Source organism: Microbacterium sp. LWH12-1.2, from assembly GCF_040675825.1.
Taxonomy (GTDB): domain Bacteria; phylum Actinomycetota; class Actinomycetes; order Actinomycetales; family Microbacteriaceae; genus Microbacterium.
The window spans coordinates 3030601-3049787 of sequence record NZ_JBEGIJ010000001.1; the positions used below are offsets into that span (position 1 = coordinate 3030601).

The window sequence follows — 19187 nt, forward strand, 5'->3', positions numbered from 1 at the left end:
GCAACAGGACCCTCGAGGTCAGCGCGCGTCGGCGGCCTCGAGTTCGACGAGCAGCTCGGGCTCGGCTGCCGTCCGTGCCAGCTCGCGTCGCTGGTGCGCGGCGTAGCGACCGCCCCAGCTCGTCAGCGCGTCGACGAGCGGCATCGCCCCCCGGCCGAGGTCGCTCAGCCGGTACTCGACCTTGGGTGGGACCTGCCGATAGACAGTGCGGATGACGAGCCCGTCGTCTTCCAGCTCGCGCAGCTGTCGGGTCAGCACGCGAGCGGTCGGCTCGTCGAGCAGCCTGCTGAGCTCGCCGAACCGCAGCACCTCGTGCTGGCCGAGAAGGCTGAGGATGCTGGGCTTCCAGGCCCCGCCGAGCACCGCGATCGAGACCTCGGCGTCGCACGCGTCTGCCCAGTCCCGGATGATGCGCTCCGTTTTCTCCCTCATCGGTCTGCCTTCCATTCACGCCATAGTATCCAAAAGGTCACTATGTACCCTCAATGACCGTACTTGTCAGAAGTGTACTCGCCCCTGAGACTGAGATGGTGACCTTCCCGACACCCGTAATAGCCGCTCGCCCCCGCTCGGCCCTCCACCCGTGGCTCGCCATGATCCCGCTGCTTCTCGGCATCCTGATCGGCGCGCTCGCGATCAGCAGCATGTCGACAGCGCTTCCGGCGATCCGAGGCGACCTTACCCTCAGTGACAGCGGCGCTCTCTGGCTCGTCGACGTCTATGCGCTCTCTCTCGCCGCGACGCTGATCATCGCCGCGCGGATCGGCGACGCGTTCGGGCGCAAACGGATCGTGCTCCTCGGGCTCGCCGGCTTCGCAGTGCTCAACGCCGTGGGCGGGTTCGCTCAGGACGGGATGCTGCTGGTCGTGGTGCGGGCTCTGCTCGGCGTCGCCGAGGCCTTCGTCGTGGCCGGCGTAGTGGCCACGATCGGAGCGCACTATCACGCACGCCAGCGCGTGCTGGCATACGGGCTGTGGACCGCGACCTTCGGCGCAGGCAGCGCTCTGGGTCCGGTGCTCGGCGGACTCGTCACGGAGGGCCCAGGGTGGCGCTGGCTATTGCTGGGCAGCGTGCCGCTCGCGGTCGTCGCCGGCGTGCTCGCGATCTGGCTCGTTCCTGATTCGCGCAGCTCGCGGGCACCGTCGTGGGACATCCTCAGCATCGTGTCGTCGATCGTCGCCCTCGGGGCTCTCGTCTTCGCCCTGCACGAGGTGCTCGCGGCTCCGCTCGCCGCGGGCATCGCCGGACTCGTCGCCGTCGTGACGCTCGTGTTCTTCATCCGCCGCCAGCGCACCCTGCGCGAACCCCTCATCGACATGCGACTCTTCCGAGTGCCCGGGTTCAGCCCTGCCATCGTGCGCATCGTGGCGAGCGGCGGTGTGTCGACGGCATCCGTGCTCCTGGTGAGTCTGCACCTGCAGGATGCCAGGGGGTACAGCGCGGCCGAAGCCGGGATCGCGATCCTTCCGCAGGCGGTGGCGATCGCGCTCGGCGGGGTGCTCGCACCCTTGTTCCTCCGATGGCTGACGTCACCAGCGCTGACAGTGCTGGCGCTCATGGTGCAGGGGGCGGGACTCGCCTGGCTCGCGACAGGGGTCGATCTCGTTGCGATCCCGCTCGTGCTGGTCGGGGTGGGGTTCGGGATCGCGGCCACGCTCGCCGCGACGACCCTCTTCGACGTGACGACCGACGACGACGCCGGCCAGGTCGGGGCGATCCAGGAGGTCGGCTTCGCCCTCGGCGGCGGCCTCGGAATCGCCGTGCTCGGCACGATCGCCTCGATCGTCGGGCATCGCGGCTTCATCGTCGCGCTCCTCCTTGCGACCGGGATGGTCGTCGCCGCAGCGCTCCTGCCGCTCTGGAGGCGCGCGCCCAAGACCTCTGTCCGCGAATCCCGCTGAAGAAAGGCCGCCCGTGTCCGCAACGCGCCCGACCGTCCACTGGATCTACGCACACCCCCAGGAGAACTCGTTCAACGCCCGGCTGTTCCGTGACGGGCGGGAGGCGCTGTCGCGCGACTACGACGTGCAGACGACCGACCTCTATCGCCAGCAGTTCGACCCTGTGCTCGCGGCCCCGGATCTGGGCGACCCGCAGGGGAGGGAAGGCAACGTCGTCGACCTCATGGGCGAGGCGTATGCCGAGGGGCAGGTGCCGTCCGATGTGAGCGAGGAGCAGCGCAAGCTCCAGGCAGCCGATCTCGTCGTGCTCCAGTTCCCGCTGTGGTGGTACGGACCCCCGGCGATCCTCAAAGGGTGGTTCGATCGCGTGCTGACCAACGGGTTCGCCTACGGTCCGCTCGACCCGCACACCGGTCTGCCTCTGCGCTACGGCGACGGCCTGCTCGCCGGGCGCCGTGCCCTCGTGATCGTGACCGCCGGTGAGGACGACCGTTCCCTCGGAGAGCGGGGCGTGAGCGGCGACGTGGACTCGTTGCTGTTCCCGCTCACCCATGGCACCCTCTGGTACACGGGGATCGAGCCGCTCGAACTGCACGTCGTCCACGACGCCGACGGGTTGGAGTCGACGGGGGTCGATCACGAGAGCGCGCGGCTGGTCGAACGGCTCTCCGGGATCCGCGAAGAGTCGCCGAGCGCCCCGTTTCGCCGGCTCCGCGACGGCGAGTACCACGGCACCCGAACACTCCGAGCGGATCTGCTTCCCGGTCGCACCGACCTCGGCATCCATCGCGTCCCGATCGATTGAACGGCGTACGGAGAGAAGGCGACTCGAGCAGGCCCAGGACCCGCCACTCGGCGGTCGATCGTCGACGGATCGGCCGCGCTCGGCGGGTTACGCTCGTGTGCGACGTGCAGGAGGCTGGCGGAGCGCCGCTGCGCTGGCGGCCGAGAACAAAGGAGTTCTGATGACTGACGTCACTCTTCGCCCGCCCTTCGATCCCGAACTCGAGGCGGCTCTCGCGCTCATCGGCGACCAGATCCCTCCCACCCTGACGGCGGAGATGATCCCGCTGCTCCGGCAGGCGCCCGTCGGCGGTTCGGACGAGACGCTGCAGGTGCTCGCCGATCGCGGCTTCACCTGGCGCGATGTCACCATCGCCGGTCATGAGGGTGGAGAGATCATCGTCACGGTGATCGAGAAGGAGGGGCGCACGGGGACCGGTCCCGGCTTCTTCCACACGCACGGCGGCGGCATGATCATCGGCAACCGTTGGCTCGGAGTCGTCGGCTTCCTCGATTGGGCGGAGCGGTACAACGGGGCGATCGTGACGGTCGAGTACCGGCTCGCACCGGAGTTCCCCGATCCCTACCCGGTCGAGGACTGCTATGCCGGATTGGTCTGGACCGCGGAGAACGCGCAGGAGCTGGGAGTCGATCCGAACCGGTTGCTGATCGGCGGCGCAAGCGCGGGCGGTGGGCTGGCCGCCGGCACGGCCCTGCTCGCTCGGGACCGGAAGGGGCCGGCGCTGATCGGGCAGCTGCTCATCTGCCCGATGCTCGACGACCGCGACTCGACAGTATCGGCGCAGCAGATCGACGGCATCGGTGTCTGGGACCGAGGGTCGAATCTCACGGGCTGGACCGCACTGCTCGGAGACCGCCGCGGCTCCGCCGACGTCTCGGTGTACGCCTCGCCGGCGAGGGCCACCGATCTCTCCGGGCTTCCACCTGCGTTCATCGACTGCGGCAGCGCCGAGGTCTTCCGCGATGAGGATGTGGCCTACGCGACGAAGCTCTGGAAAGACGGGGTGCAGGCCGAACTGCACGTCTGGGCCGGCGGTTTCCACGGGTTCGACATGTTCGCACCCCACGCCGCCGTGTCGCAGGCGACCGCCGCCGCGCGCGACAACTGGGTGAACCGCCTGCTCGGTTGAACTCGCACCCTATGGGGTCGCGGCGCGCGACCCCATAGGGTGGAACTCCCGCGCGATGGAGCCCGACATGCAAGATCTGCTGGGGCGGCTCACCGCCCTCGACCCGGATGCGAGCGAGACGCTCAAAGTCGTCTCCTACTTCGATGCGCTCGTCCAGCACTCCGTCGGCGTCGAGAGCATGCTGCGGGGGGCAGCCGTGCTCAGCGGAGCCACGGTCGGGCAGCGCGACGGCCGGCAGCTCGTCCGAATCCGGGCCGACGGCGTGCGCATCGATCCCGTCGATCCCGGCGGTGCCTGGACGCTGCGGGAGGTCGGAACCGATGCCGTCGCCTGGATCGAGCGCGAGGGCGCGCCCCACACGAACGACGCGATGATCCTCGAGCGGCTCGCGCTGGCGCTCGGCATCATCCGCGCGCGTCGCTCCGTCGGGGCGGAGAGCGCCGTCGAGCTCGCGATCAGCACGTACGCGAACACGGAGGAGCGGGCAGCGGCCGTGTCGAGGCTTCGCCTGCCCGCCGGTCCGGTGCGTGTCGTCGCCTCGCCGCCGGAGCCGGCACCGCTGCCGCAGCATCCGTCCGCCGTGGTCGCGACCCGCCACGGCCTCACCCGCGCGACGATTGTGGATGCCGCCAGTGACGCGCTGCAGGCGTGGGGTGACGCCTCAGGCCTGCGTCTCGGCGTGGGACTTGCCGTCTCCGGCGCACAGATCCCGGCATCCTGGTCGGCTGCTCTGGTCGCCGCGCGACTTTCCAGTCCGGCGGAGCGGGTGATCCACGCCGATGAGCTCGGTCTCGGGCTCATCGTCGCCCAGGCGGCGGACGGCGAACCCCCGCATCCCGACGTGACTGCCCTGGCCCGCCTGGATGAGCGCAGTCTCGAACTGCTGGATGCTGTCATCGACGAGCACAGTGTGCGCGCGGCCGCCATCCGTCTGGGAAGGCATCATTCCAGCGTGCAAGAACGTCTGGCCTCGCTCGTCGAGACCCTCGGGTACGACCCGCGCACTTCCCGCGGGCACACCCGCTACGCGCTCGCACGGATGCTGTTGACGCTCGCCGGCTGAAGCCTGCTCACTTCGCTGTCGGCGGTGCCAGTGCAGTTTTCGTCATGGGGCCGGGATCGAGAGAATCGACAAGGGTTCCGACTTCTCGGCGATCGCGCGCGTCGGTACCGGAGTGGTGATCCGCCGCACGCGCGTGGCCGATGGCCGTTCGCCATAGCGTCGTTGATAGGAGTTGCTGAAGGTGCTCAGGTCGCGGAACCCGGATGCGGTTGAGATCTGCCCGATGCTCAGTGCTCGTGACTCGGGGTCCTTCAGGAGGCGCCGAGCGACCTTGAGACGCTCCTCCCGGATGAGGTCGGATGGTGTGGTTCCGTGCAGGCGAAGTTGCGCCTGGACGTGTCGCAAGGACCACCCGAGGCGCGCGGCCAGCGCGAAGCCGTCGAGCGCGGGGTCATGGGCGCGTTCCCGGATGATCTGCCGGAGCGACGCGAGCAGTGCCCAGGACAACTCTGTGGGGGGCTCCGTCGACGCGGGATTGGCGAGCATCACCAGGAGGTCGACGACATGGTCGAGCATGAGGTCGAATGAGGTGACATCCAGATGATCGCGTTCCTGATGGACGAGCCGGAGCTGGTCCTTCAGGATTCGCCCGATGCCTCGACTGAGATCGAGGTGGAGAGGGGCGGGATCTCCGGCGTTGTCCGGTGGAGGCATCCGGACCCGGTCGCGATGGATGATCAGTGCCATATAGGCGAAGCCATTTCCGTCGCGAAGCTCGAGAAGCTCGGAATCCGCACAGACCAGGGCGCCCCAGGGCCTCCCCGAATCGCGAGCGCCGCTGACCGATAGAGCTCCGGTGTCGTTGACGAAGGGTATGTAGAAGGACGCCACCTCGGGCGGAACGTGATGGGCCTTGTGCGGTGAACGCACCACTCCCGGGCACTCCTCACGCCATCCGACGACCTGATACCGGGTGGATCGCTGGCGCACGACGTCGGCGGACCAGTCCGTGGAGAGATCGACCCGATGCGGCGCGAGGAGCGACGACACCTGACTCATCCACCACTCACCCTGGATCCGTTGCGAGGGGTCGCGCGTGGTCAGCGTCTCAACCGAGTACACGAGCACCTCCATCGGAACTCTGCGCTGACGATGCACCGAGTGCGCGCCGAACGTGCAGTTTTCCAGCCATCCCCAGGCTTTCCGGCACAGGCTAACACCCGAATCGGAGAATTGGCAACCGTTTGCCAATTGTGAGCGGGAACGCTAGTCCGAAGCGAGACCATCTCCGAGATCGACGCCCTCGGCGTCGGCGAACTCGATGACGACCGGTGACGCGTCGTCGCCGCGGGGAAGCTCGACGCGGAGGAGCGTGCCGTCGCTCAGCACCCAGTAGTGTGCGCGATCCTCAATCGGCTGGGCAGACCCGCCTGAGGCGCTCGGGCCGACGAGCACGTGCGCCGTGACGCTCCCGGATTCGGTGCTGACGTCTTCTGTGCCGAGTGACACCGCATCGGACTGCCGCAGTAGTTGCGGGTTCTCGGGTCGGTCGGACCCGAGGGAGACCAGTACCGCGATGGCCCCCGCAAGGGCGGAATCCGACGGATCGAACTCCTGACTCAGCCACCCGTCTTCCGGGATCGGCAGGATGGGCTCGGTCGGCGTCGGCTGCTCGCGGATCGATAGCGTCTGGGCCGATGCCTTCAACAGGCCGACGGGGTTGTCGTCCTGGGTGACGGCCCCGTAGACGAAGCCTTCGGGAAAGTCGACGTAGCCGCTCACGGCGACCTCGCCCGCAGCATCCGGAGATGACAAGGTGAACGACCGCGTTCCGAGATCGAAGTTGTGGAAGCGCGTGACGGCGAAGAGCTCCGCTTCCTCCACGCTCAGCGGTTGCGGGTCGGGCTCCGATGGCGTCGCCGCGCAGCCGGCCATCGAGCCCAGCAGGAGAACCGAGGCGAGGATGACGCGGAAGGAAGTCGATCTGCGACACCGCACGCCCCGATCGTACTAGCCGCATATTTTCCCCTGACGCATCGTTTTTTCCCCACGTTGTGGCGCTTCCCGCCTTCTCGGTAATTTTCGTTACGAAGAACGGGCCGCGCTGCGGCCCGTTGGTTGTCGTGGGCAGGGGAGACCGTCGGTCGGACCTGCTCACCCTGGGATGGGGAGCCCCATGTTCGAGAGATTCAGTCCACACGCGCGCACACCGTTGCGCGCGGCCACCGCGGGAATAGCCACTGTCGCACTCGCGGCCAGCAGCATCCTGTTCATGAGCGCACCAGCGAGTGCAGCATCCGGGACGGTCACCGGCATGGTCTTCCGAGACCTGGCGAGCAACGGGGTGTTCGATTCCGACCCCCTCGCCGATCAGCCGCTCGCCGGCGTGACGGTCACGGCGTACGACTCCGCGGGGGCGGCAGTCGGAACGGCGCAGTCCGCAGCCGACGGCACCTACACCCTTGACGTCGTGGACGCCGCGACGGATGACGTGCGCGTCCAGTTCACCGGTGTGCCGGCAGGGTACGAGCCCGCTTCGCACGGAGCCGGAAACGGCACCAGCGTGCAGTTCGTCACCATCGGCGCCACCGACGTCGACTACGGCGTCAACGCGCCCGACGACTACTCGCAGGGCGGCAGCGTGCCGCTTGCTCTGCCGATCCGCTGGACCGGTCTGCGTGATGGTTTCTCCACCGCCGAGCGCCCCTCCATCGTGAGCGTGCCGTGGGATGCGACTCTCAACGGCAACGGCGAGTACGACCAGCGCACCACCCTCGCCGAGTACAGCGAGACCGGATCGCTGTGGGGTACTGCCTACCGGCGCACCACGGGCGACCTCTTCAGCTCGGCGACGCTGCAGCGTCACTCCGACCTCGGTCCCCTCGGCCTCGGCGGCATCTACCTCGTCCCGAACGCCCTGAACGAAGACGGCACCCTCGGCACGCCCGGAGCCGTCGAGGAATGGCTCGACGTGCAGGGCCTGCCCATCGCGGGCGGCGGCACCGTCGACCTCGGCGAGAGCACGATCGACTGGGACGCCCGTGGCCTGAACGGCCCGACGAACCCGGCTCACGACACGCAGGCCTATGACGCGATCGGCAAGATCGGCATCGGCGACATCGAGGTCAGCTCTGACCAGAAGACGCTGTACTTCGTCAACCTGTTCGACAAGAACCTCTACGCGATCGACATCGCGAACCCGACCGAGGCCACCCGCATTCCGCTGAACCTCGCCGAGGGCGAGCGTCCGTGGGCCATCGAGGTGCACCACGGTCAGGTCTACATCGGCTACGTGCAGACGGGCGAGGGCAACGGGAACGCCGCAGTGACGGACCAGCAGCTGTTCGTGCGTGCGGCATCTGATGCCGATCTCACCCCGCTCGGCACCGCCGGATCGCAGATCTTCGCGACCGGGCTCGACTACGTCAAGGGCTCGCCCGGATCAGACGGCATCGACTCGCGCTTCTTCACGTGGAAGAGCTGGACGACCGCGGCCGACTACGACCGCGACCTGTACTCCTTCGCGAACCTCAGCGACCCGGCGCCGATGATGAACTGGTCGCAGGCCATGCTCACCGACCTCACGTTCACGACCGAGGGCAACCTTGTTCTCGGCCTGGCAGACCGCTCCGGATGGCAGCTCGGCAACGAGAACTACGGCCCGCTGGACGGCCAGACCGATCTCACACAGGGCGTCTCGGCGGGCGATACGCTCGTCGCCGGCGTGCAGGGCGACGGTTCCTACGTGCTCGAGAACGACGGCGTCGTCGGAGACCTCGAGACCTCGGGCACGCTCCCGAACCAGGGCCCTGGTGGACGCGAGTTCATCGACGACTCCTTTATCAACGCGAGCAACGACCAGCGCCAGCACAACGAGATCACGCTCGGCGGCCTGGCTTCCATCGCCGGTTTCGAGGACGTCGTGACGACGGCCATGGACCCGACCGAGGGTGCATCGCGCACCGGCATCCGCTGGAGCAGCGCGACCGACGGCAGCAACTCCAACGGCTACCAGGTGACCCAGTCGGGTCACGAGGGCAGCTTCGAGAAGTCTGGCGGTCTCGGTGACCTGCAGGCGCTCGTGAACGCGGCACCGGTCGAGATCGGCAACCGCGTGTGGTTCGACGCCGACCGTGACGGCATCCAGGATGCCGGCGAGCCGGCCGTCCCCGGTGTCACCGTGACCCTGCTCGACGAGGGCGGCCAGCCGGTCGCCGGCGTCGACCCGGTCGTGACCGACGCGAGCGGCGAGTACTACTTCTCCGACATCGCGCCCGACCTCATCTACACGGTGGCGTTCGACTCCTCGACCGCCGACGTTTCAGGCCTTGCGGAGTTCGGTGTCACCGAACCGTCGCAGCTGTCCTGGACCGGCCGTGGTGACGACGCCGCTGCCGCCACGCGGGAGATCGACTCCAACGTCGATCCAGCGAACGGACGGGCTCCGGTCACGGTGGGTGGCCCCGGCCACAACGATCACACGATCGACGCCGGCCTGATCGTCCCGCCGACGGAGTGCACCGTGGGTGACTTCGTCTGGGTCGACGCGAACGAGAACGGGCTTCAGGACCAGGGCGAGGCCGGCGTCGCCGGAGCGACCGTGGAGCTGCTTGACGCCGAGGGCAATGTCGTGGACACGACGACGACAGACGCCAATGGCGCCTATCTCTTCGAGGGCATCGACTGCGGCACCTACCGGGTGCGGTTCACGATCGCCGAGGGCAACACGTTCACGACGCCTGGGGCGGGCGATGACACTGCGGTGGACTCCAACCCGACGCCCACGCAGGAGAACCCGCTGGTCGGTGTGACCCCGGAGTTCGAGGTCACGCCGGAGAACCCGGAGGATCTCACGATCGACGCGGGTATCGTCCCGGAATCTGAGCTCTGCACCGTGGGCGACTTCGTCTGGGTCGATGCGAACGAGAACGGAATCCAGGATGCCGGCGAGGCCGGTGTCGAGGGTGCGACCGTCGAGCTGCTGGATGCTGAAGGCAACGTTGTGGACACCACCACGACCGACGCTGCAGGCGCTTACCTCTTCGAGGACGTCGAGTGCACGACCTACAGCGTGCGCTTCACGATCCCCGAGGGCCACACGTTCACCTCGACCGCGACCGGCGATGACCGTGCTGTCGACTCGAACCCCACTCCCACGCAGGAGAACCCGCTCGTCGGCGTGACTCCGCAGTTCGAGGTCACCCCGCAGAACCGCGAGGACCTGACCATCGACGCCGGTGTGGTCCCGGAGGCGCCGTTGTGCACCGTCGGCGACTTCGTCTGGGTCGATGCAGATGCTGATGGCGTGCAGGATGCCGGGGAGGCCGGCGTTGCCGGTGTCACCGTCGAGCTGCTGAACGCAGAAGGCGACGTCGTCGCGACCGTCCAGACGGACGCGAACGGCGGATACGTGTTCTCCGGTGTGGAGTGCGCGACCTACCGGGTGCGGTTCACGATCCCTGAGGGCAACACCTTCACGACGCCGGATGCGGGTGATGACACTGCGGTGGACTCGAACCCGACGCCGACGCAGGAGAACCCGCTGATCGGTGTGACCCCGGAGTTCGAGGTCACCCCGGAGAACCCGGAGGATCTCACGATCGATGCCGGTATCGTCCCGGTTCCCGAGGTGCTGTGCACCGTGGGTGACTTCGTGTGGGTCGATGCGGATGCTGATGGCGTGCAGGATGCTGCTGAGGCCGGCGTTGCCGGTGTCACGGTCGAGCTGCTCGACGCTGAAGGCAACGTGATCGAGACGGCCACGACCGACGCCAACGGCGGGTACCTGTTCGACGACATCGAGTGCGGCACCTACCGGGTGCGGTTCACGATCCCCGAGGGCAACACCTTCACCACGCCGACGGCGGGCGACGACACGGAGGTGGACTCGAACCCGACGCCGACGCAGGAGAACCCGCTGGTCGGTGTGACCCCGGAGTTCACCGTCACCGAGGAGAACAACGAGGACCTCACGATCGATGCGGGCATCGTCCCCGAGGTGCTGTGCACCGTGGGTGACTTCGTCTGGCTCGATGCGGATCGCGACGGCATTCAGGACCAGGGCGAAGCCCCGGTCGCCGGTGTCACGGTCGAGCTGCTGAACGCTGAGGGTGCAGTGGTCGCCACTGTGACGACCGATGCTGCAGGCGCGTACCTGTTCGACGACATCGAGTGCGGCACGTACCGGGTGCGGTTCACGATCCCCGAGGGCAACACCTTCACCACGCCGACGGCGGGCGACGACACCGAGGTGGACTCGAACCCGACGCCGTCGGACGAGAACCCGCTGGTCGGTGTGACTCCGGAGTTCGAGGTCACCCCGGAGAACCCGGAGGATCTCACGATCGACGCGGGTATCGTTCCGGTTCTCTGCACCATCGGCAACTTCGTCTGGGTCGATGTGGATGCTGATGGCATCCAGGACGACAGCGAAGTGGGTATCGCCGGTGTCACCGTCGAGCTGCTCGATGCTGAAGGCAACGTCGTCGAGACGGCCACGACGGGTGCGGATGGTTCGTACCTGTTCGAGGACGTCGAGTGCGGCACCTACCGGGTGCGGTTCACGCTCCCTGAGGGAAACACGTTCACGACGCCGGATGCGGGTGATGACACTGCGGTGGACTCGAACCCGGTTCCGACGCAGGAGAACCCGCTTATCGGTGTGACTCCGGAGTTCGAGGTCACCCCCGTGGACCCGAAGGATCTCACGATCGACGCCGGTGTGGTTCCCGAGGCGCCGGTGTGCACCATCGGTGACTTCGTCTGGTTGGACGAGGACAGGGATGGGATCCAAGATGCGGGCGAGGCCGGCATCGCGGGCGTCAAGGTCGAGCTCCTGAACGCAGCGGGCGACGTCGTCGCCACTGTGACGACGGGTGCGGATGGTTCGTACCTGTTCGAGGGCGTCGAGTGCGGCACCTACCGGGTGCGGTTCACGCTCCCCGAGGGCAACACCTTCACGCCGCCGAACGCGGGCGACGATGAGACGGTCGACTCCAACCCGACGCCGACGACGGGGAACCCGCTGATCGGCGTGACCCCGGAGTTCGAGGTCACCCCCGAGAATCAGGAAGATCTGACGATCGATGCCGGTGTGGTCAAGGCTCAGCCGCCGCTGGCCATCACCGGTGGTGGGCCCATGACGATGTCCATCGTCGCTGGCCTGATGCTCCTCCTCATCGGTGGTGGGCTCGTGGCGCTCCGACGGCGCCGGACGGCATCGTCGGTCCTGTAAGGCACCAGCGAGCAGGTGGGCCGGTCATCATTCGATGGCCGGCCCGCCTGTCTTGTTCGCGTCTCCAGCCGGTACCACTCGAAGCGCCGTCCTCGAGAGGCGGCAGCGCCGCTGAGGGCGGTGATGAGCTCTGCGATGATTGACCGATCGACTCAGGAACATTGGTGGGCAGCGTGAGAACACGATTCATTCGCTCCTCGGTGGTGGCTGCCGTGGCGGTGATCGCCGCATCCCTGTCCGGTTGCGCCGCGAGCGCACCCGAGCCTGCCGTCCGGGACCTCGTGCGCGTTCCCGAGGATTCGACGCTGGCCGAGGCGGGCGCCCTCATCGCCGATGGCGGGATCATCCTGATCTCGCCCGGTACGTACACCGAGTCGCTCGAGGTCCACGCCGACGACGTGACAGTTCGAGGGCTCGATCGGAATGGCGTTGTTCTCGACGGAGAACGCACGCGCAGCAACGGCGTGGTCGGCACCGGAGAGCGGGTGACCGTGGAGAACCTCACGGTGCGCAACTTCCTGCAGAACGGCGTGCTGATCACGGGCGTCACCGACGAGAGCGGCGCGGGCGTCGCACGCGGTCCCGACGGATACCTGCCAGGCAAGACGCCGCCGCCGGTGCCGGGGTACCTCGTGCAGGCCGTGACGGCCGAGAACAACGGGTTGTACGGGATCTACGCGTTCAACCGCACCGGCGGGGTCATCCGCGACAATCTGGCGAGTGGCGGCTCCGATTCCGGCATCTATGTCGGGCAGTGCGAAGACTGCAACGCCCTGGTGCAGGGCAACGTGCTCGTCTCCAACGCCGCCGGCCTCGAGCTGGCGAACGCTTCGCAGGTCGTCGTGCAGGGCAATCGCATCGTCGGCAATCGCATCGGCATCAGCGTCCTGAGCAACTATCTGGAGGCGCACGGTCCCACCGCGTCGGTCCAGATCGTGGGCAATCTCATCGCGGACAACAACGAGCACGAGACGCCGGTGCATGCCGGCGGCGCGTTCGGCATCGGCGTCGGACTCGCGGGCACCGTCGACGCGGAGGTGCGCGCGAACACGATCTCCGGCAATGCTTCGGTGGGGATCTGGGTCACCTCGTCAGAGGATTTCGCGCCGATGGGCACTCGCGTGTCGGGGAACGCCTGGGGCGGCAACGCCCTTGATGCGGCGTTCACGCCCGCCTCGGCCGCCCTCGGCTCGAACAACTGCTTCGAACTGGGGGCAGGAGCGACAGCCGATCCGGCTGAGCTCACCTCAGCCGGGTGTGCGGATCCTCTCCCCGCCGGCGTCTTCCGGCAGCCGCCGGCCCCGGACGGTGTGGTGTTCTCGGACGTGCCACTGCCTCCCGAGCGCACCGGCCTGAAAGACGTGACAGAGGAGCCGCGCTCCCTGCCGGATCGTGTCGAGCTTCCCGACCTTTCCGGAATCGTCCCGCCCGCCGTCGACCTGCTCGCCGAGGGGAACGGGTGAGCGGTACAGACGAAGCGAATGCCGCCATCCCGGAGGAGGCATCCAGCCCCGCGCCGCCCACCCGCCGAGGACTGTTCGCCGCAGCCGGAACCGCGCTGGTCGCCGGAGCCGCCGGATGGGCGCTGGGCCGGTCCGGCGAATCCGATGCACCCGCCGACACCCAGCCGGGAGAGCAACCGGGCGGTGCGGCGGCGTCTCCATCGGCGAGCCCCCTGCCGTCGGCGGAGCGGCGTCCAGGAATCACCTGGCCGGCGATTCCACAGCGGTACGTCTGGGTCGGCGTCGTGAGTGTCCCGGGCCGGGACGCATCGGCGATTCGTGAGCTCGCGATCCGCGTTTCGCAGGAGTTGCCTGCGCTCCCCGAGGACGCAGGCGAGCCCACCGTCACGGTCGGGTTCGCTCCTGCGGTGGCCCGGTCGCTCTGGGGCGAACGGGCCTCGGCCACGATCGAGCTGCCGGCCTTCGCCCACGATGAAGAGAGCGTCGCCACCGGCGGAGATCTCGCGCTGCAGGTCTGTGCGGAGACGGCGGCGGCGGTCACGCAGATCGTCGTCGGCATCCGCAGAATGCTGGGCGATCACGTCCTCGAGTGGGAGCGAAGCGGGTATCGGGACGCACCGACTCCGCACGGCACGGCCCGGACATCGACCGGATTCGTCGACGGGATCGTGAACCCGAGAACCGCCGAGCTGCTCGCGGCGGGCGTCTGGACCGATGCGAAGCACCGCGACACCCATCTGGTGCTGCGGCGCATGCGGATCGTCCCCTCCTTCATCGCGCTCTCGGATGCCGATCAGGAGCGCGCGATCGGGCGACGCAAGGACACCGGCGAACCGCTGTCCGGCGGGGGACCGCTCGACGACGTCGATCTGTTCAGCAAGGCGGCCGATGGGCATCCGCTCACGCCGCGCACCAGCCATGCCCGTCGCGCCCATCCGGCGAACCTCGGTCGCGCGTTGATGCTTCGACGCAGCTACAGCTTCGATCCGGCCGAGGGCGCGGGGCTTCTGTTCATCGCCTACCTGGCTGATCCGCAGACCTTCATCGCGACCCAGCGACGGCTCGACGAAGACGATGACCTGATCGCGCACACCCGCACCGATGCCTCCGGCTGCTTCTTCGTGCCGGGGGATCTCACCTGAGACCGATGCTGCCGCTGACGCTCGCCAGTTGAGTCCTGCTCACATCCCGATGGCGGCCCCGGTCGACCCGCGCGTCTCCAACCGCGGTGTCGAATCGAGGAAGGCGTTCGGCGCAGCACCGCCGAGCACGTCGAACAGCCGCCGGGTGGCGTGCGCGCCGAAGGCGACCACGTCGTGGCTCAGCGTCGTGAGCGCCGGTGCCATGTACCGGCAGATCAGAGAGTCGTCCCAGGCGATGACCGAGGCGTCCTCGGGTACGCGCAGGCCGGCGCGGGAGAAGACCGCGAGCGAGGCGATCGCCATGATGTCGTTGTCGTACACGAAGGCGGTCGGCGGATGCTCAGACGCCAGCGCCTGCTCCGTCGCACGCGCGCCCTCTTCCGGGGAGTAGTCGGTGCGCAGCAGCGTGCCCTCGCACCCGAGGGCATGGATCTCGTCATCGAACGCCGCATTGCGGATCTGCGTGTGGGCGAGGTCGGAGAGACCGGCGATGCGCGCGATCCGGCGGTGCCCGAGCCCGGCGAGGGCCCTGACCGCCTCGCGCATCGCCTCGGCGTCGTCGGTCCACACCGTGGTGAGTCCCGGCGCCGCGGAAGGATCCGCGACGGCGACAGCCGGGAACTCCGGATGCTTGGCGAAGTACTCGGCGCGCGGATCGTCGACATGCAGATCGACGAGGAGCACCCCGTCGACGCGCCTGGTCGTGCGCCAGCGACGAAGCGTCTTCAGCTCACTCGCGGAATCAGGCGCCACCTGCAGCAACAGGCCGTATCCGCGTGGCGACAGCTCGCTCTCCATCCCCGCGAGGAACTGCATGAAGAACGATTCGGCGCCGAGGCTTCGCGGGTCACGTGCCAGCACCAGGCCGAAGCTGTTCGTCTTCTTCGCCGTCAGCGCCTTGGCCGCGGCACCCGGCGCCCAGCCCAGCTCATCGGCCACCAGGAGGATCCGCGCCCTGGTGCTCTCCGAGACCCCCTTGCGTCCGTTGAGAGCGAAGGAGACCGCACCGGGAGACACACCGGCGCGCTCGGCGATCTCGGCGATCGTCACCGTCTGCTTCGCGTGCGCGCTGGTTCCCACCGTCGTACCCTAGACCGCTTCTGCGTGCAGCACGAAAGCCTGCAGCGGCCACAGCGTCGGCAGCTGGATTCCCACCTCGGTGAGTACGCCGCCCGGGAGTTCGATCCCCTCCCCGGTGAACCATTCCGGAGCGACCCACCCGCAGCGGGCCTCGCCGATCTCCCGGCGCACCCGCACCCGGTAGCGGCGCGTCGGGTCGAGGCCGGCGAACCGCAGGCGCTCGGCTCTGGCGTCTTCCAGGCTCGCGACGGTCGCGACGACGTAGACGGACGCGGCATCCGTGACGAATCCCGTGACGCGCCACGCCGGATCCCGCAGGTCCGGATGCACGGTGCGGCCGCCGTGGACGATGGGGCGCAGCTCCTTGTAGAGCGCGGCGAAGTGGGAGATGGCCTCCGTCTCCTCCGGTGAGCAGCCGAGGATGTCCCACTCCAGCCCGGACGATCCCATCAGGCTCGTCGCCATCCGGTAGGACAGGGGCGTGACCCGACCGTTGCTGTGCGTCTCTGCCGGTCCGACGTGGGCGCCGACGAGTTCCGGTGGCAGCAGCATCCCGGTCCAGCGCTGGATGTCCTGACGCTCGACCGGATCGTTGGAGTCGCTCGCCCAGACGCGGTCGGCGTGGGCGAGCATACCGAGGTCGGTGCGCGCCCCGCCGGACGAGCACGACTCGATCTCGAGGCCGGGATGTGCGGCCTTCAGCTCATCGAACATGCGATAGACCGCGAGGGTCTGCGCGTGCTCGCCGGGGCGGCCGTCGTGGACGCTGTCGACGAGATCGCGGTTGTGGTCCCATTTGATGAAGTCGATGCCGAGCTCGGCGACGAGGGCGTCGATCTGGCCGTACACGTGCGCGTACGCGCCGGGGTTCGCGAGGTCGAGAACGAACTGCGTGCGCCAGGACAGAGACGGGTCGTGATCGAGATGGCGGGGGTCGTGCAGCAGCCAATCAGGATGCGCCCGCGCGACGTCGGAGTCGAGGCTCACCATTTCGGGTTCGAACCACAGCCCGAACTCCATTCCGAGCTCATGGACGCGCGCGGCCAGCGGGCCGAGTCCATCCGGCCAGACACGGCGGTCCACGATCCAGTCGCCGAGACTCGTGGTGTCGTCGCGTCTGCCGGCGAACCAGCCGTCGTCGAGAACGAACCGCTCCACGCCGACCGCGGCCGCACGCTCGGCGAGCGCGGCGACCTTCTCGGGGTCGTGATCGAAGTACACGGCTTCCCAGGTGTTGAGCACGAACGGCCGGGGAGAGGACGGATGCTGTCGGCGGGCACGCAGAAGGGAGTGGAAGGCGGCTGCGATGCCGTCGAGCCCCTCCTCGGAGTGCGCGAAGAGCACCGAGGGTGCGGCCAGTTCATCACCGGGCGCGAGCACGATCTCTCCCGGGCGCAGGACCTCGCCTCCGCCGAACTGCGTCACCGAGTCGGTGATCCGGTCGATGCGATAGGTGGCGTCCGACGACCAGGCGACGTGGGTGGCCCACAGCCTTCCTTCGTTCCACCGCGGCGCACCCTCCGACGCCACCAGCAGGGTGGGCGAATCGTGGCCGGGGCGTCCGCGCCGCGACTGCCGCACGGTGGATCCGACCGGCATCGCCGTCACGACGGGGCGCTTCTCCCGCGCCCACCGCCCATCGAAGGTGAGCAGGTGGTCCGTCGTCGTCGGCACGGGGAGGATGCTCTCCAGCCAATCCACCTCGACCGACGGGGAGCCGGTGACGCCGATGTGCCGCAGTCGCTGGTCGACGCGCACGCCGCCGCCCGCCTCGATCGCGAGCTCGATCGTCAGCTCCACGCCGCCGGCTTCGTCCCTGGCCGTGAAGGCGCAGCGGTCCGGCGTGGCATCCGTTGAGCTCACCTGCCATCGCGGGTGCAGCAGGACACCTTCGGAACGCAGCTGCAGGCCGGGTCGGCCGCTCCATGCGTCGGCCTCCTGCGGAGAGAGCGATACCTGCCACGGTGCGTCGAGTGTGCGGGGCACGCTCTGGCGCGATAGCGCTGCCCGGAGGGCGTCATCGTGACCTTCGAGTCCGGTGCGGAGCGGCGCTCCCCAGTGCAGCACGCTGGGAAGGCCGACCGTCGAGAGGTCGATGATGACGGACGTACCGTGAGATTCGAGGTGCACGAGCGGAGCGGTCAACGGGATTCTCCTTCGACGATGGGGGGACGTTCGCCCGAACCGCGCTCGATCAGCCAGGTCGGCAGCTCGATCTGGCTCGTGAACCCGGTCGGCTCGGCCATGCGTGCGATGGCGAGCTTCGCGGCCTGACGGCCGAGCTCGACGGGATCATATGACACCACGGTGACGCCGAGCACGTCGGCCGTGTCGAAGTCGTCGAAGCCGATGAGCGCCGGTTCGGCGCGGTCGGGGCGTGCACGCAGAGCACGCAGGGCGCCGACCGTCATTCGGTTGTTGCCGGTGATGATCGCGGTCGGAGGATCGGATTCGTCGAGGAGTGCGCCGACGATCTCCTCGCCGCCGATCGCGCGGTCATCGACCAGCCGCTCGAGTGCGGCGGTGTCGTGCACGCCGTACGCGGCCATGGCCTCGCGATAGCCGCGCAGTCGTTCGGCTTGGGTGTAGACATCGGCCGGATTGCAGACGTACGCGATCTTCCGATGGCCCCGCTCGAGCAGCTTCACGGTCGCACCATGGGCGCCACGTCGGTTCTCCAGGACGATCGAGTCGGCGACGAGATTGCGGGCGGGGCGATCGAGCGCGATGACCGGCGTGCCCAGTTGCCGCTCTCCTTCGAGATACGACTGATCGTCGGCCACCGGAATGAGCAGGAGAGCGCCGATGCGCTGGGCGAGCAGGGCGTCGGCTACCCGTTCCTCGCCATCAGGGGTGTCATCGGTCGTCGCGACGATCAGGGCGTGGCCGCTGCTGCGCAGTTCTTCCTCGATGCCGGAGGCCACCTTGTAGTAGAAGGGGTTGCCGAGATCGCCCATGATGAAGCCGATCGCGTTCGTGGCGCCTCCGCGGCGAAGGCTGCGTGCCAGCGTGTTCGGGCGGAAGCGCAGCCGTTTCGCGGCGCTGAGCACGCGCTCGACGGTCTCGGGCGAGACCAGCTCACGATCGGCATAGACGCGGGAGACGGTCTTCGAACTGACCCCGGCGAGGCGGGCGACGTCGTCGAGTGTCGCCCTGGGCTGCACTGCCATCTTCTGCTCCTTCGCGACACCGATCGGCAGGGAGAGCCTAGCAAACACCCCTGACCGTGTCTATCGAAGGACATTTATGAGACATTAGTTCATTCTCCGTCGATGAGGCATTCAAAGAAAGCCCCGTTCAAAGCGATTTAGACCGGCCAAAATTGCAAAGAAATGATGCTAGACAGCGCTGACATTTAGTTGCAGATCGCGGGCTCAGCGGCCTAATCTGTCCCGAGCAGCCCCACCGCACACCGGGGCGGCCCCAGTTC

General features: G+C 68.2%; 13 protein-coding genes. 7 read left to right on the forward strand and 6 right to left on the reverse strand.

The genetic code is table 11. From position 1 onward, the window contains the following. Positions 1–18 precede the first annotated feature (18 nt). A complete protein-coding gene (locus tag MRBLWH12_RS14485) occupies positions 19–432 on the reverse strand; it encodes a winged helix-turn-helix transcriptional regulator (protein ID WP_341976603.1) in 414 nt (137 codons plus the stop codon). Between the two features lie 98 nt (positions 433–530). Between MRBLWH12_RS14485 and MRBLWH12_RS14490 the strand changes: the two genes are divergently transcribed. The 4 genes from MRBLWH12_RS14490 (at position 531) to MRBLWH12_RS14505 (ending at position 4898) form a co-directional block, all read left to right on the forward strand. After that, on the forward strand, positions 531–1901 hold the full coding sequence (locus tag MRBLWH12_RS14490) for an MFS transporter (RefSeq protein ID WP_363550117.1): 1371 nt from the start codon (positions 531–533) through the stop codon (positions 1899–1901). Between the two features lie 13 nt (positions 1902–1914). Then, positions 1915–2706 carry an NAD(P)H-dependent oxidoreductase gene (locus MRBLWH12_RS14495; RefSeq protein WP_363550120.1) on the forward strand — a complete coding sequence of 264 codons (792 nt, stop codon included), beginning with the start codon at positions 1915–1917 and terminating at the stop codon, positions 2704–2706. A gap of 160 nt (positions 2707–2866) precedes the next feature. Continuing rightward, entirely contained in the window at positions 2867–3835 is a 969-nt protein-coding gene (locus tag MRBLWH12_RS14500) for an alpha/beta hydrolase (RefSeq protein WP_363550123.1), read from the forward strand. A 67-nt stretch (positions 3836–3902) separates the two neighbouring features. Beyond that, on the forward strand, positions 3903–4898 hold the full coding sequence (locus MRBLWH12_RS14505; RefSeq protein ID WP_363550126.1) for a hypothetical protein: 996 nt from the start codon (positions 3903–3905) through the stop codon (positions 4896–4898). A 42-nt stretch (positions 4899–4940) separates the two neighbouring features. On the opposite strand, the gene MRBLWH12_RS14510 is transcribed toward MRBLWH12_RS14505, so the two are convergent. Next, positions 4941–5972 (reverse strand): AraC family transcriptional regulator, encoded by a 1032-nt coding sequence (locus MRBLWH12_RS14510; protein ID WP_363550129.1) that lies wholly within the window; start codon positions 5970–5972, stop codon positions 4941–4943. Between the two features lie 132 nt (positions 5973–6104). Continuing rightward, a complete protein-coding gene (locus MRBLWH12_RS14515) occupies positions 6105–6836 on the reverse strand; it encodes a hypothetical protein (protein ID WP_363550132.1) in 732 nt (243 codons plus the stop codon). A gap of 274 nt (positions 6837–7110) precedes the next feature. Here MRBLWH12_RS14515 and MRBLWH12_RS14520 point away from each other — a divergent pair, with 274 nt between their 5' ends. The 3 genes from MRBLWH12_RS14520 (at position 7111) to MRBLWH12_RS14530 (ending at position 14677) form a co-directional block, all read left to right on the forward strand. Then, positions 7111–12072, forward strand: coding sequence for an SdrD B-like domain-containing protein (locus tag MRBLWH12_RS14520; RefSeq protein ID WP_363550134.1), 4962 nt, complete (start codon positions 7111–7113; stop codon positions 12070–12072). 173 nt (positions 12073–12245) lie between these two features. After that, the gene (locus MRBLWH12_RS14525) at positions 12246–13535 is read left to right on the forward strand and encodes a NosD domain-containing protein (protein ID WP_363550137.1); all 1290 of its coding nucleotides are present in this window, start codon (positions 12246–12248) and stop codon (positions 13533–13535) included. Next, entirely contained in the window at positions 13532–14677 is a 1146-nt protein-coding gene (locus MRBLWH12_RS14530; protein ID WP_363550140.1) for a Dyp-type peroxidase, read from the forward strand. The genes MRBLWH12_RS14525 and MRBLWH12_RS14530 overlap by 4 nt, the downstream gene beginning before the upstream one ends. Positions 14678–14716: 39 nt before the next feature. On the opposite strand, the gene MRBLWH12_RS14535 is transcribed toward MRBLWH12_RS14530, so the two are convergent. From MRBLWH12_RS14535 to MRBLWH12_RS14545, 3 genes are read right to left on the reverse strand one after another with little or no spacing between them, the layout of a single operon-like run. Further along, entirely contained in the window at positions 14717–15757 is a 1041-nt protein-coding gene (locus tag MRBLWH12_RS14535) for a LacI family DNA-binding transcriptional regulator (RefSeq protein WP_363550143.1), read from the reverse strand. A gap of 9 nt (positions 15758–15766) precedes the next feature. Beyond that, a complete protein-coding gene (locus MRBLWH12_RS14540; protein WP_363550146.1) occupies positions 15767–17902 on the reverse strand; it encodes an alpha-galactosidase in 2136 nt (711 codons plus the stop codon). Beyond that, entirely contained in the window at positions 17899–18927 is a 1029-nt protein-coding gene (locus tag MRBLWH12_RS14545) for a LacI family DNA-binding transcriptional regulator (RefSeq protein WP_341976591.1), read from the reverse strand. Before MRBLWH12_RS14545 ends, MRBLWH12_RS14540 begins: the two co-directional genes overlap by 4 nt. Between the last annotated feature and the right edge of the window lie 260 nt (positions 18928–19187).

Coding starts and splice junctions, on each gene's coding strand:
- MRBLWH12_RS14510 (WP_363550129.1), bottom strand. CDS start 5,972: ATGGAGGTGCTCGTGTACTCGGTTGAGACGCTGACCACGCGCGACCCC.
- MRBLWH12_RS14545 (WP_341976591.1), bottom strand. CDS start 18,927: ATGGCAGTGCAGCCCAGGGCGACACTCGACGACGTCGCCCGCCTCGCC.
- MRBLWH12_RS14520 (WP_363550134.1), top strand. CDS start 7,111: ATGAGCGCACCAGCGAGTGCAGCATCCGGGACGGTCACCGGCATGGTC.
- MRBLWH12_RS14505 (WP_363550126.1), top strand. CDS start 3,903: ATGCAAGATCTGCTGGGGCGGCTCACCGCCCTCGACCCGGATGCGAGC.
- MRBLWH12_RS14500 (WP_363550123.1), top strand. CDS start 2,867: ATGACTGACGTCACTCTTCGCCCGCCCTTCGATCCCGAACTCGAGGCG.
- MRBLWH12_RS14485 (WP_341976603.1), bottom strand. CDS start 432: ATGAGGGAGAAAACGGAGCGCATCATCCGGGACTGGGCAGACGCGTGC.